At 44.2% G+C, this 12,432-nt stretch carries 10 protein-coding genes; 5 read left to right on the forward strand and 5 right to left on the reverse strand.

All coding sequences use genetic code 25. The annotated features are described in order from the left end of the window. Position 1 precedes the first annotated feature (1 nt). Entirely contained in the window at positions 2-1,726 is a 1,725-nt protein-coding gene (thrS, locus tag WC882_00120) for a threonine--tRNA ligase (GenBank protein ID MFA5842075.1), read from the reverse strand. 399 nt (positions 1,727-2,125) lie between these two features. Here thrS and WC882_00125 point away from each other — a divergent pair, with 399 nt between their 5' ends. Then, positions 2,126-3,004: a PrsW family glutamic-type intramembrane protease gene (locus WC882_00125; protein ID MFA5842076.1), complete on the forward strand. Its 879-nt coding sequence runs from the start codon at positions 2,126-2,128 to the stop codon at positions 3,002-3,004. A gap of 21 nt (positions 3,005-3,025) precedes the next feature. Here the strand turns inward: WC882_00125 and WC882_00130 are convergent, their stop codons facing one another. After that, positions 3,026-3,988 (reverse strand): class I SAM-dependent methyltransferase, encoded by a 963-nt coding sequence (locus WC882_00130; GenBank protein ID MFA5842077.1) that lies wholly within the window; start codon positions 3,986-3,988, stop codon positions 3,026-3,028. A gap of 100 nt (positions 3,989-4,088) precedes the next feature. Between WC882_00130 and uvrA the strand changes: the two genes are divergently transcribed. The 4 genes from uvrA (at position 4,089) to WC882_00150 (ending at position 8,901) form a co-directional block, all read left to right on the forward strand. Further along, entirely contained in the window at positions 4,089-6,956 is a 2,868-nt protein-coding gene (gene uvrA / locus WC882_00135; protein MFA5842078.1) for an excinuclease ABC subunit UvrA, read from the forward strand. 63 nt (positions 6,957-7,019) lie between these two features. Next, on the forward strand, positions 7,020-8,168 hold the full coding sequence (locus WC882_00140) for a DUF711 family protein (protein ID MFA5842079.1): 1,149 nt from the start codon (positions 7,020-7,022) through the stop codon (positions 8,166-8,168). Between the two features lie 238 nt (positions 8,169-8,406). After that, positions 8,407-8,577 carry a helix-turn-helix domain-containing protein gene (locus tag WC882_00145; protein MFA5842080.1) on the forward strand — a complete coding sequence of 57 codons (171 nt, stop codon included), beginning with the start codon at positions 8,407-8,409 and terminating at the stop codon, positions 8,575-8,577. Between the two features lie 63 nt (positions 8,578-8,640). Then, on the forward strand, positions 8,641-8,901 hold the full coding sequence (locus WC882_00150; protein ID MFA5842081.1) for a hypothetical protein: 261 nt from the start codon (positions 8,641-8,643) through the stop codon (positions 8,899-8,901). On the opposite strand, the gene WC882_00155 is transcribed toward WC882_00150, so the two are convergent. The 3 genes from WC882_00155 to WC882_00165 are packed head-to-tail and all read right to left on the reverse strand — an operon-like array spanning position 8,839 to position 12,403. After that, the gene (locus WC882_00155) at positions 8,839-9,993 is read right to left on the reverse strand and encodes a hypothetical protein (protein MFA5842082.1); all 1,155 of its coding nucleotides are present in this window, start codon (positions 9,991-9,993) and stop codon (positions 8,839-8,841) included. The two genes, WC882_00150 and WC882_00155, sit on opposite strands and share 63 nt — an antisense overlap. Beyond that, entirely contained in the window at positions 9,994-11,745 is a 1,752-nt protein-coding gene (locus WC882_00160) for a hypothetical protein (GenBank protein MFA5842083.1), read from the reverse strand. Between the two features lies 1 nt (position 11,746). After that, positions 11,747-12,403, reverse strand: a complete 657-nt coding sequence (locus WC882_00165; protein ID MFA5842084.1) for a hypothetical protein — start codon at positions 12,401-12,403, stop codon at positions 11,747-11,749. Positions 12,404-12,432 lie beyond the last annotated feature (29 nt).

The following is a 12,432-nucleotide window of genomic DNA, read 5'->3' on the forward strand; positions in this document are numbered from 1 at the left end:
TCTATTTGGGCACCGCATCCTTATATTTTTCAATCACTTGCTCCACGCTGAGCACGTCTTGTTGGCGTTGCCCGTAGTAGCGGAGCGTGATGGAGTGAGCTGCAGCTTCTTTTTCACCAATAATGCCCATGACCGGGATTTTGAGGGTTTCCGCTTCACGGATTTTTTTGCCAAGGGTCTGGTTGCTATCATCCACTTCCACGCGATAGCCGGCTTCAAAAAGCTTATTTTTGACCTCAACCGCATAGTCATTGAAGTTTTCACCGAGTGGCAAGAGACGCATTTGCACCGGTGCAAGCCAGAAGGGGAAAGCGCCTGCGTAGTGTTCGGTCAAGATCGCCAAAAAGCGTTCGAGCGAGCCCAGTAAAGCGCGATGCAACACAATCGGCGTATGCAATTTTCCGTCTTGAGCCTCGTATTTGAGTTCAAATCGGAGAGGCATCTGGAAGTCGACTTGGATGGTGGCGCATTGCCATTCGCGCTTCAAACAGTCGTGGATACGGAAGTCGATTTTAGGACCATAAAAGGCCCCGTCTCCGGCATTGATCTCGTAAGGAATTTTGGCGGCCTTAAGCGCTTTTTCAAGGGCTTTTTCCGCGGTATTCCATTGTTCTTCGGATCCCATGGATTTTTCCGGACGCGTGGACAACATCACATGAAAATCAAACCCGAACAATTTATAAACATATTGCGTGAAATCGATACAACGCATGATTTCTTCATCGAGTTGGTCGAGCCCCACAAAAATGTGTGCGTCATCCATGCAGAATTTGCGCACCCGTGTCATTCCGCCCAGCGCTCCGCGCAACTCATTACGATGCAACATGGCAAAATCCGCAATGCGCAACGGGAGATCCCGATAACTGCGCGTTCTCATCTTAAACATAAGCATGTGCGACGGACAATTCATGGGCTTGAGAGACGCTTCTTTGCCATCCACTTCCATCAAAAACATATTTTCACGGTAGTGTTCCCAATGTCCGCTTTGCTCCCACAACGATTTGTCGTACACGAGAGGAGTGACCACTTCGCTGTACCCGCGTTTGCGGTATTCGCGGCGAAGAAAGGCGGTGAGTTCGTTGAAAATAATCGCACCCTTGGGATGATAAAACGCGGCCCCGGGAGAAATTTCATGAAATTGAAATAAGTCGAGCTCCATGCCGAGTTTTCGATGATCACGTTTTTTGGCTTCTTCCAATTGAGCCAAATAATCATCGAGCTCTTCTTTGGTTTCGAATGCCACGCCGTAAAGCCGCGTGAGCATTTTATTTTTTTCATCCCCGCGCCAATACGCACCCGCCACACTCATGATTTTAAACGCTTCGGGATTGATCTCACTTGTATTTTCCACATGAGGCCCGGCGCAAAGATTGTGAAATCCATCGGAATCGTAAAAACTCAATTTTTTTTCGCCTTTGGCCTTGAGGTCTTTGATCATTTCGGTTTTATACGGATCGTGTTTGTAGAATTTCAATGCACTCGCAAAATCCGAATCGCTTTGCTTGAAATCGATTTTTTTATGAATCATGCCGCGCATTTTTTTCTCAATCCATCCAAAATCCGTTTCCGAAAGGCTCTCCGGTAAATCGTAATCTTGATAAAACCCATTCTCAATCGATGGCCCCACGCCCAATCCGGCCTGCGGATATTTTTTCTCCATGATCGCCATGCTCATGAGGTGAGAAAGGGAGTGGCGAATGCGTTCCAGTTTTGCTTGTTTATCCATATTTAGAGATTTTAAATGATAAAATACCCCTATTTGAGGGGCTCGGACCCCATTTGAAGGGGTGGTTCCACCGAGTTTTCCAGTCTGCGGCCTTAGAGAGGCGCTTTCTGGACACTTTGAGATTGAAATTGAAACTTTTTGAGGGTGGTACTCTTAAGGAATTTTTGAGGAAGCTTTCAGCCCGGGCTTCCCTCTCTGGACAAAAATGATCTTAAAAGCGTGTCCTTCAAATATCCTATTTTTAAGATAGACGAACAGGGGGCATTTTTAAAGAAGGATGAGTTGTTAAATAAGATAAAATATGGTATAATCATAAGATAAGTAGGCACGAGTGTAGCGAGTATCCGCATTCCGTATTTTTTCTCTAAGCCCTCACTTCAAGTCTATAACCTTTATCCCGTGTCCTGGCCTCTCATTCAATCCATCTTATCCTCACCCCTTTTCCAGATCCCGGTTTGTTTTCTCCTTGCCTGCGTTCCGGCGTACATTTGGGGTTATATTTTTTACACCAAACAGCCCGAGCCCAGACGATGGGTGGCTTACACCTTTATCGCCGGCATTGTTTCCGTGATCCCCATCATGCTTTACAAGATGAGTTGGCGCTTTTTCCCCAACCTGAACATTTTCAGTTACACGGAAAAAATGAACACCAATATTTTTGGATTTACGGATCTTCTCTACGTATCGGTTGGCGGGGTGTTGGCTTTTATGTTTGTGGGAGTTTTGGAAGAATACATGAAAAATATCGCGGTTCGTGTCACGGACCGAAAACAATTGCATCAAATCGACGACGCCATTGAGTTTTGCATCATCGCGGCGCTCGGGTTCGCCTTCGTGGAAAACATCATGTATTTCTTTTACATTTGGAGTTATCAGGGCTTTGAAAGTTTGTTCACCTCTTTTATTTTTCGGTCGGTTTTTTCAACCTTTGCTCACATTTTGTTTTCCGGAATTTTTGGTTATTACTATGGGGTCGCTCATTTTGCCAAGCCTATTTTGCAAGAAGAAATGCGCCAAAATCGTCACCCCTTGCTGAATTGGTTTCATAAGGGTGTACACTTAAAAGTATCTCCGGTTTTTGCCGAAGAAAAAATGATGGAAGGATTGGTTCTGGCCATGGGTTTGCACGCAATGTTTAATATTTTCCTGGAAGCCGGTTGGACATTCATTATTGTGCCCTACCTCATCGGCGGCTACAGTTTGCTTTCGTATTTGTTCAATAAAAAAGAAAACCACAAGGCCTACGATAAATTGATGGTGACGGAAGAGGATTTGTAAAAGGATTGCCGTTCGAGCCTGTTAATTTTTAGTGATGGGGTTTTTTGTAATATAAAACGTGGCTTGATCTCCTTTATTCGTTGCATTCAAAGCCAAGGCTTTTTGTTGAAATTCGCGGATTGTTTTTTTTGAAAAAAGCGAAGCTTTCGGATTTACTCCGTAAGAATGGGGATCTTTCAACGGGATTCCTTTGAGATATTGTTCGCTGCCCCAAAACTGAAAATCGGTGGAATCGTAAACGATGCTTTGTAAATGAAGATTAGCCGTATTCAAAAGCCATTTAAGGCTTTTTACGGAGTGAAGAAAAAAATGGCGAGGCGCATCCCATTGAACCCAATTCGATCCATAATGTTCCCATGCAAAAGAAGGAAAAACAGGAATGCTGATCATACAAATTCCCCCCGGAGCCAAAAGACGGGAAACCGCTTGAATCGTTTCTTGTGGATTGGGAATGTGTTCAAAAGAGTGATGAAAAAGAATAAAATCCCAAGTCCCTTGCATTTCGGAAAGAGTTTTTTTGAAAATTTTTAACCCGTTGGAATACGTGATTTCGTGATCGATAAAAGGGTCGACTCCCGTGGTATTCATGAAACCTAGATTTCTCAAAGAATAAAGAACGGATCCGATTCCGCACCCCACATCTAAAATATTTGAAGTTTTCGTGAGGGGCAATCGAGATACTTTTTCTAAGATTTCATTCGGGAATTTCGAATGGAGCCATTTTTTAAAAAAACCTTTATGAAAAAGAGCATAAGCATCCCTTTGTTTTTTCAGCCATCGTTTGACGGGATTTTTTGAAAAAGGAGAAAAACTGCAATAGTCCGGAGGATAATATTTGGACACATCTTTGGGGAATTCGGCGATTTGTAAGCACCCGCAATTTAGGCACTCAAAATAAGTAAAAAAGTCTTTGAATCCAAACATCATTTCTTGAACTTGGTGGGTGGGATAATCCCCGGAATGATGGCAAATTTTACATTTCATAAATTCCCATTTTAATCTTTTGCTTTTTTATGTTAAACTATTTAGCGACCCTAAAAAAGGGTTTAAGGTTATTTTTTATTAAATTTAATCCAAAAAATTCGTGGCTCTGACCCATATTGTTGTTAAAGGCGCAAAAATTCACAATCTCAAAAATATTGACGCCCGAATCCCTCGAAATAAACTCACGGTGATCACCGGACTTTCCGGGTCGGGCAAGTCGTCCCTCGCGTTTGATACGATTTATGCCGAAGGTCAACGTCGTTACGTCGAGAGTCTTTCCACTTACGCACGTCAATTTTTACAACTCATGGAAAAACCGGACGTGGAATCCATCGAAGGGCTTTCTCCCGCCATTTCCATTGATCAAAAAACCACGAGTCGCAACCCGCGTTCCACAGTCGGAACCGTAACTGAAATTTATGATTATCTTCGTTTGTTGTTCGCTCGCGTGGGGGAGCCCCATTGTCCCAAATGCGACAAATTGGTCACACGACAGACGGTGACTCAAATCGTGGATCACATCGCCGGCATGGAGGAAGAAAAGCGTATTCTTTTGTTGTCTTCCGTCATTCGCGACCGCAAAGGCCGTCATGAAAAGATTTTCGAAAAAGTGAAAAAAGACGGATTTGTGCGCGTGCGCGTGGATGGCGAAGTGATGAGTATTTTAAACATCCCGCCTCTGGATGAAAACAAAAAGCATTCCATCGACATTGTGGTGGATCGTTTGGTGGTCAAAGATATGAAGCCCAAATTTCAAACCATGAAATCCGGGCAAGAAATTCCGCTCACCAATGAACACCGCACTCGGCTTGCCGATTCGGTGGAAGTGGCGTTGCGACATGGAGAGGGGATGATGATTGTGCTCGATCATGACACCGGGAAAGAAGAGTTTTTCTCCGAGAATTTTTCATGTTCGGACTGCAACGTGAATTTACCTGAAATCGAGCCGCGCAGTTTTTCATTCAACAGCCCTCACGGCGCATGTGAAGCATGTCATGGACTGGGAACAAAGCTCGAAATCGATCCTTTGCTCGTGATCCCCAATCCAAAATTAAGTCTGGCCGAAGGAGCGGTCATGCCATGGTCCAACACCAATTCGCATTTGGATTGGTACGGCCATATTTTGGAGGCTGTGGCGCGCAAACATCATTTTTCAATGGAGGTTCCGGTGGAAGAGTTTTCGCAAGAAACCATGAATATTATTTTGTACGGAACCGGAGCCGAGCAGTATTTGGTTCGAGCCGCGGAACGTCCCTACAACACCACGTTTGAAGGAATTCTTCCCAATTTGGAGCGTCGTTATTTGGAAACGGATTCCGATTATGTGCGTGAAAAAATTGAACAATTCATGCGCATTATAAAATGTCCGGTGTGCAAAGGCCAACGCCTTAAAAAAGAAATTTTAAGTGTGAAATTAGGCGGGCAATCGATCGCTGAAGTCACACAACTTTCCATCGATAAAGCCGAAGCTTTTTTTGCAGGGTTGCATTTGTCGGAAATGAATACAAAAATCGCGGAACCGATTTTAAGAGAGGTGCAACATCGTTTAAAATTTCTCAACAATGTGGGGATTTCTTATCTCACCTTGGATCGTGCGGCCAATACGCTCTCCGGAGGCGAGGCTCAGCGCATTCGGCTCGCCACGCAAATCGGGGCCATGCTCATGGGGGTCTTGTATGTGTTGGACGAGCCCACGATCGGTTTGCATCAAAACGATAATGAAAAGCTCATCAAAGCCTTGATCGCGCTGCGCGACATCGGCAATACCGTGATCATTGTGGAACACGACATCGACACCATGTTGGCCGCGGATTACATCCTTGATATCGGTCCGGGCGCGGGAAAATACGGAGGAGAAGTGATCGCCGAAGGCACGCCCGAGGAAATCATGAAAAACCCAAAATCCATCACCGGACAATATTTATCCGGCGCCAAGCAAGTTTCAGTCCCTAAAAAACGACGTAAAGGCAATGGAAAATATCTTAAAATCGTGGGCGCCACCGAGCACAATCTTAAAAATGTGGATGCGATTTTTCCTTTGGGCATGTTCATCGGAGTCACGGGTGTGTCCGGCTCCGGGAAATCCACCCTAATAAACGACATTTTAGTGAAATCCTTGAGCGCAAAACTCAATCGCGCGCAAACCGTTGCCGGCGCGCACAAGGAACTGCATGGAATTTCTCATTTGGATAAAATCATCAACATCGACCAAGGCCCCATCGGCCGAACGCCGCGGTCCAATCCTGCGACGTACACGCGACTTTTCACTGATATTCGAGACCTTTTTGCCATGACCCCGGAGGCCAAAGTGCGCGGGTACAAGTCCGGCCGTTTCAGTTTCAATGTCAAAGGCGGGCGTTGCGAGGAATGTGAAGGCGATGGCGTGAAAAAAATAGAAATGCATTTTCTCCCCGACATTTATGTAACGTGCGAGGGGTGCAAAGGCCGTCGTTATAATAAGGAAGCATTGGAAATCACCTATCGTGGGAAAAACATCGCAGACGTACTTGAGATGACAGTGGATGAAGCCTTCGAGTTTTTTAGCTCCATTCCTTCTGTCAAAACCAAGCTTGAGACCTTATCATCGGTAGGGCTCGGCTATATTCATTTGGGCCAACCCGCGACCACGCTTTCGGGAGGGGAGGCGCAGCGCATTAAGCTCTCCACGGAATTATCGAAGCGTGCCACAGGAAAAACGTTGTATGTTTTGGATGAACCGACCACAGGGCTTCATTTTGATGATGTGAAACGGTTGCTTGAGGTGTTGCAGCGACTCGTAGATATGGGAAATAGCGTGCTCGCCATTGAACACAACCTCGATGTGATCAAATCCGTGGACTATATTATTGATATGGGGCCGGAGGGGGGAGACGCGGGCGGAGAAATTGTGGCGCAAGGCACGCCCGAAGAACTTGTTAAAAATGAAAAATCCCATACCGGGAAGTGGTTGAAGCGGTTGCTTAAATAGAGATTATGAGAAATTATTGACCGAAATTTATTTAAACCAATGTAGTTTTTAATATTTGCCACCATGAAAATCAGAACAATAACAACTGGCGTGTCGCTTCAATCTCCAAATAACAAAGCTAAAATAAAGCAAACCGCCGAATTTAATCAGAAGGCTAAAGCTGTTTTTGAAAAAGCAGGTTATGAAGTTCAGACGACCAGAATAGCCACTAATTCTTGGGAAGAATATCTTGGTGATTTATCGGACAAAGAAATTATAAGCGCGGTTCAAAAAATAGAGAAAATTTGCCAAAGCCTTGATGTGAGTTTTTTTAATCTTGGCTATGCAAAAACACCAGCCAGAATAAAACTCGTCCCGAAATTTAATAAAGTCACTTCTCGAATTTCATGCTCCGCCAAAATCGGCGACAAGGAAAATGGAATCGATTTTGAAAATGCAAAAACAACCGCTCAGGTTATTAAGCGTATAGCGGAAGAAACCGAAAACGGTTATGGCAATTTCAGGTTTTGTGCTTCCGCAAACTGCAAACCCGGCATTCCATTCTTCCCTACAGGATTTCATGAGGGGGAAACCGCTTTCGGCATTGGTTTGGAATGCGGAGATTTAGCCATGAAGGCATTTTCAAAGTCTCACAATCTCACAGAAGCAGAACAAAATCTAAAACAAATATTCGAGGAAGAAACAAAAAAGGTCGCTAATTTGGCTCAACAAATTTCTAAAGATTTTGGCATTAAATATAATGGCATAGATGTTTCGTTAAATCCTGGGCTCGCAGAACATGAAAGTATTGCTTTTGCTTATGAAAAACTCGGCTTTGGCAAATTTGGAAATCAAGGAACGCTTACAATTTCTGCTTTAATTACTCGTGTCCTCAAAGGTTTGTCCGTGAAAACATGCGGCTATTCTGGTCTTATGCTCGCAGTTACAGAAGATAGAGGATTGGCAACAAGGGCAAACGAAGGAACTTATAGTGTCACAAATTTACTTCTATATTCAGCAGTGTGCGGATGTGGACTAGATGTTGTCCCAATTGCAGGCGACACGCCAACAGAAAAGATTGAAGCGACACTTCTCGATATGGCGACTTTAGCAATTAAGTTAGATAAGCCCTTGTCAGCACGTCTTTTGGTTGTGCCTGGCAAAAAAGCTGGGGAGATGACAAATTTCAAGTCGCCCTATTTGGTGGATTGTAAAATATTAAAAATCGAATAAATCATAAATTTCGGCCACTAACTCTGCACTCCTTTTGATCGCTTGAGGCGGTGCGCTTTTTAAGCGTAAGAAGATAGTTTAATAGAATATAATAAAACTTAACAAAAAATAATAAAATAAGATAAAAACTAATAAAAATTACTAAAATAGAAAACCTTATAAAAAGACTTGATTTAATTAAATAGAGCATGATAAAGTTTAATCAAACGGACCCACTCGATTCTTTAAAAGCTGTGATATGGCCGAGCAACTCTTGACGGCCGAACAGGTGGCGAGCATGCTACAGGTGCACCACCTCACCGTGCTGAAACTCATCAAGCAAAAGAAAATCAGAGCCGTGAAAGTGGGACGTGTCTATCGTATTCTTCCCCAAGCGGTGAATAACTTTCTGAAAAAGTACACCACTTAATCCTTTCCCTCCTTTAGGATTTCTCTCCTCCCCATGATTTTCAACTGTTTAAATTGTTGTCGTGTGATTTCTTCTCGTCATGAGAAGTGTCCCTATTGCATGGTGGAAGTTGCCAAAACGTTTGCGGTGGAAGAAAAACCGGCGGTAATGATTAAAGCACCCGAGCAAGTTCGCGAATCCAAAATCCAATTGGTTTATTCCGCCATGGCGAGTGTGGGCCAAATTGTGAAAGCCATGCGAATTGAGAAGAGGGGATGATTTTTAGGGATTCCCGCTTCCTTGTTTTTTTCGAATTTCTTTGGCCGTCGTAGCCAAGGTATTTAAGTTGACTCCATTGCCTCCGGAGGTGCTTTCACGAACAATGAGGCAAAGAGTTTTGATTTTAGAGGTAAGTCGAGCCGTGATCTCCACATTGCCTTGTTGATAAAGGAGTTGATAACGGGCCTTTAACGTGGCTTTATCCGTAAGAACTTGAAAATCCGTCTCAGCCGCTTGCAGAGATGTTTGGGCCATACTTGTGGTCACCAAATTTCCCAACGCTTCAAAATTGGCCATGATATCTTCCAAGTCTTTTTTGGAAGGCAGATTGCGGATATTCAATTCAATATTTTTTTTCAAAAAAGCGCCCATGGTCGCCCCGAATCCTCCGGCCCATTCCCCGTTGGCGTTTAAAATACCTTCTTGTTCCCATTGTTTTTTAATGTCTTCTTTGTAAGGGGCCCATGTTTTTTTAATATCTTTAAATAAAAAAAGATCTTTTACATCCTTCAAGGTTTGCAATAATTTACGAAATTTATCCCCCACCTCTTGCCAAGGGGAGTCGTTGCAATCTTTATAAGTCTCAATGCGATATTCGTAACGGGTTTGCCATTCGGAAAAAAACGTGGCCAATTCTTCTGTTTTCAGCCATCCCTTTTTACCCACAAATTCTTTGTCCATCGTCAGAAGCAAATCCTCGGCAATGAATTTATAATCCAAGGCATCAAGATCTTTTTCGAGAAATGAATCTTCGAAAGCGGGGACAATATGGCGCACAAAATAAAGCTCCATTTTTTTCTTACGGATTTCATCTTGGATTTCCGTAAACCCTTGGATGGAACAATCCGCTTCGTAGAGTTCTCTCAACAAGGAATCGATTTCGTCTTGAAGTGCAAAAATATCTTGTTGTTGACATCGATTGCGTACAAAAAAGTCCGCCCAATAATCCGTAAAATTATCCGAACCCAAAAAAGAAACCAAAAAAGTAAGAATTTTAGCTCCGCACGCATTCCCGTCTTGGGTGGCGTCATAAGAGACGGGTTTGGCCAGTGTTGAAAAAGGGAGGAGTGATCCGGTTAGAAAAAGTCCAACCAAAACAAGGGCGAATCGTTTTTTGAATCGATGGTAAATCCCGGATTTGAATGAAGGGGAAGCCATTTATGGGACGGGTTTAAAGTTATTTTTAAGTTTTTCGGTCACGGCTTGAGTCATGGAAATGGATTCGTAAAAAGCCCTGAAATAATTGGTCATTTGGTCCATTTCATCCCCCAAACTTTGATAAAGCGTATTTTGGGCTCCGGAACGAGTGACGGTATAACTGTCTTCAAATGTTTTTTCAAATTCATCCATATGGGCATCGTAATCATTGAGGGCTTGAGTGAGCAATTCGTTCACGGAAGTGCCGTTTTCGGAACGAGTGGTTGCGTCTTTCATCGCATTTTCAATCCCGTTCCCGTAACTTCGAAGTTTCGCCAATTCTTCTTCCGTTAATTTTTTATCCACAAGGGTGTCGGGGTCGACTCCGCACACTCCTCCGGTGCCTTTATCGCCATCGAATAAATTTTGTATGGAAAGTTTATAAGGGTCTTTATCTCCCATAAAATCCTTGATGCCATCGCAAAAGCCGAGACCCGTAACAATGTCATTTGCCGGAGGCGTTTGAATCGGCATGGGAATTAAAAACAGATTGAGATCGATTTGAGTAAGACTCAACAGCAAATCATTTTTACACACCGGAGGCTCCATAATGTTTCCGGAAACTTTTCCGAGAGTGAGGCTTTGCGAAAGCGTTTCTTCGAGCGCTTCAACAATGTATTGCACATGACATTGGATGCAATTGTCCGCTTTTGTATAAGAAGAATCCGGACGGTTAACGAAATTGATAAAAAGACAAAACACGGAATCGCACACTTCGGGAGAAGTCCAATCATTGGCCGGAGCGGGCAAAATCACATCCGGGGTGGTTTCCGCGACGTCTTCCGGGGTGCCATCGCCGGACGTATCCGGAGTATCCGTGGAAGGATCCGAAGAATCGGACGCGGGTTCTTCTTCGGAGGGTTCCGGTACAACCGCGGCAAAGGCGCTTTGGAGGCCCGGATCCGCATCACAGGAAGAAGGAGCAACTGCTTCGTCTTTTTCTTGTTCGGTCGTCGAAGTGGTGCTTTCAGCCGGGGATTCTTCGGTGGAAGCGTCGGTCCCGTCATCCGAAGTGGATTCGGGACTTTCTGAAGGGGTTTCTTCGTCGGAGCCATCGTCATTCGCGGTTTCATCCGTCTCGTCCCCCTCGGAAGAAGACGTTTCATATCCCGCTTCTCCAAAAAGGAGGTATTCGATGATTTCCATATCATAAAGAACATCAAAACCCGAGTCTCCGGTGTCGCCGTTGGCAAAAATTTCACGCATGTAGCTGTCCATGAGCATTTCCTGGGCCATTTGGGCCTCTGCCAAATGGTCACGATAGGTTTCTTGCATTTCGGCTAAAATATCCATGGCTTCGGTGATGGGAACCACTTCGTTTTCGTTCATACTTGCAATGGGGGCGAAACTTCCGCCCAAGACCGCGCACATTTGTTCTTGCGTGAATTGATAATCCTCGGCCGTGGCTCTCACCGCCGTATCTTCGGGTTCGGCTCTTACTTTTTTATAAATGGAAAGATAAAGATCTTCGACTTTGGGGGTTTTGGATTGCCCGAACATATTTTTAAAAATATTCACCACATCAAGGTCCGCACTTCCCGCTGCATCCTCAAATAAATCTTCCATCAATTGGGTTCCATTGTACTTGAATCCATCGCACGCTTCTTGGATATCGGCATCGGTTTGAGCGCGAACGTTGTGGACGCCATGGAGGACCAGGACGCTCACGAGGAGCAATCCAAGGCTGATGAAATTGAGAGGGATTTTTTTCATACTATTTACACTTCGTGGTCATACGATTATGAAAAGCGGAAGGGTATTGTTCGACTTGCGTGCGCAATGTGGCGAGTTTGTCGCGATAGGCTTCAAGATCCGTGATCAACGTGAGGTAATTCAGGTGCAGGTTATAAAAAAGGAAAAGTTCATTGTACGCGGCCAACGTGGAGTCCATGGCTTTTTGCGCAATGTCGATTTGGTCATAAATAAGGGCTTTGCGCTCCTCCTGATTGTCCATTAATTTATCGATTCGATACGCGGATCGATCTTCATTGTTCCACCACCAGCTGATTTTTTCGGCATCGCTCATGTCATCTTCCACTTGATCCACATAGAGTTGTAAGTGGGAATCTTGGTCATAGATCAACGCTTGTTGAAACGCGTCATAATAATCCAAGGCAACCAAGGACACACAATAGGTGCTGACATTGGTGTCATCGCAATTTCCATCTTCGGGAGGCTTTACATTTCCGTTCCCTGACAATAATTCCTCAATGGAATTGTTGAACAATTCATTCATGTCTGTGTGATAGTTGATGATGGTTTTTCGAAGAGAAGCCACGTCCGGAAGATACCGCTCGATCAACTCGGGATCCGTGGACATGTCTTCGGCCACCACTCCGGGCAAGCGGTAAAGTGAGACCCCGAAAAACACAAGGGAGAAAATGAAAAACCAAATTTTAA

Source organism: Candidatus Gracilibacteria bacterium (assembly GCA_041658685.1).
GTDB lineage: Bacteria > Patescibacteriota > Gracilibacteria > UBA1369 > UBA12473 > JBAZZS01.